1 pseudogene is annotated in these 1,887 nt (G+C 62.3%); it reads right to left on the bottom strand.

Annotated elements, in window-relative coordinates:
- Positions 1-1,423: 1,423 nt before the first annotated feature.
- A pseudogene (locus tag BO39_RS33515) lies at positions 1,424-1,795 on the bottom strand (ISNCY family transposase); the annotation flags it as partial.
- Positions 1,796-1,887 lie beyond the last annotated feature (92 nt).

Here is a 1,887-nt window from a genome sequence, read left to right as displayed (position 1 = left end):
GCCAGAACAGGTCAGCCATGGCAGCACCTCCGGCTACCATGGAATCAGCCATTCAGATCAGGCGCCAGCCCTGATTAACGGGTCCTGAGCCTAGGATCTCCCGCGCCAGCTGCCGGTCCTTCTCTGCGGCCGCTGCATCGGTGGAAACCTGCTCTAAGAATTCGAATTAGCCTGAAATTGCCATCGACTGCTGCTCTTCAGATAGGTCCTCCCGTCCAATCTTCGACACAAGCTGCGCCGCCATTAACAAGCGTTTATCCATTTTTTTCTCTACTTTTATTAATCTAATTTCTTGCAGATGTTTCTTACAATGAGCTTGCGTCGATTGTGTCTCAACGAACGGTTGCAGTCTCCTTTTGCAGCCATCGCGGTTGCGGTGTAAGGGGAGCGACACGGTCCTACCATGACGAGCGGATATGACGGCAGCTACTACCAGGGCGGCACCTCGGATCCTCCCTGGGCTCTGTGGCGCAGGCGGTCCGAGGTACGAGTACCGCGGTGCTTTCATCGCCTCGAACGAGAAAGGGACCGTCTTCTCGTTCTTCCTGGAGGGCTTTCCCCGCAGCGGTTGGTCCGGACTGGGCAACCTCGAGATGATCGTGCGCTTGGTCGATAGCTGGCTCGACCTGGGGCGGCTGCCTCCGTCATACGTCGATGAGGAGGCGTCGGAGGTTGGCTAAACCGTACTTGGCCGATCACTCGCTCATCCACATGAAGCGGCCCACTTTACTGCAAGGCAGCCTGTCCCTACGGACGATGCTCAGCGTGTTGGCCCGCGGGAGGTCGCAGCTGTGATCATGGCAGATGATGCAACCGACACCTTGTCACGCTGCGACCCTGCAGTAGTCGCGACGCCGTCGGAGCCTGGGGAGCTCGTTCTCCTGGCCGACCAGGGCTCCCTGGGTGGACCCTGTTACGAGTACCGGGGCGCCGCCATCCACGCGTCTAAGGGCTGCACAACTTACCGCTTCTATCATGGTAGCTTGCCTGGGTGTGAGGAGGGCCACTGGCTTGTGGCCACCTCGGCCGTTCAGGCCATGCACACGATCGATGCCTGGCTCGACACAGGCCGGCTGCCGGCGCCATACGTCGACCAGGGCTCGGGGGAGGCTGGCTAGGCCTCTCCCAAACGCGGTCGGCGGGTGGCGCCTCTCGCCATAACCTGTCGGCCGCGTCTGCTTTCTTTCGGTACGATCTGAACGACCGTCAGGGTCAGCTCGACCCAGTTCCTCACCCCCACGAAGTCCCCTGCATCTGCTGCCTCATGCATGCGGTGAAGGCAGTGGTCGACCGCGCCTGCTCCGAACTTGTCGGATAGGATCCGAGCTGCTTCGTGCATGAACGGCTTGTTTTGAGTGTGTCCCATGCGGCCTCGGCAAGCTCCCCGTACGATCTACCGGCCGGCTTCTTCGCTGGACGCACTTCAGATGCGTTTTTTCTGGGCCAGCAAAGTTGGCTGGCAGGCGGCTTGTTCCAGTTCGGCCAGGTAGGCGTGCGGGTTGCGACGGAACCGGGTTCGGAGTGTCCGCGCGTGGCGGCGTTGTGCAAGGCGGTGGCAGAGTTCGCGCCAGCGCTCGCGGCTGACCCGGCCGAGGTCGCGTGCGGCGGGTGGGTGTCGCCGCGTCGCAATGGCGGCGGTCAGACGTACTTCGCCGCGCAGCACGACCGCTGGTGAGGCCGTCTTGCGTCCGGTGGCGCGCCGCTCGTGGTAGCGCTGGGATCCGAACAGCTGCTCGAGGTCGTTGTTGGTCCTGGGCAGGCCGGGCACGGCGTAGCAGTGGAACAGCCCAGGGCGACCTTGGTGCATGGACCAAGTTTGAGTCCAATGTAGGGTAGGATAGGGCCGGAGCGCCCCACTGACCGGTAGGGGACACCGCTCTTGCCCTT

The organism is Roseomonas aerilata DSM 19363, assembly GCF_000711725.1.
GTDB classification, from domain to species: Bacteria; Pseudomonadota; Alphaproteobacteria; order Acetobacterales; family Acetobacteraceae; genus Roseomonas; species Roseomonas aerilata.
The sequence above is the reverse complement of the archived record's forward strand: the minus strand, read 5'-3'. Positions and strand labels throughout refer to the sequence as shown.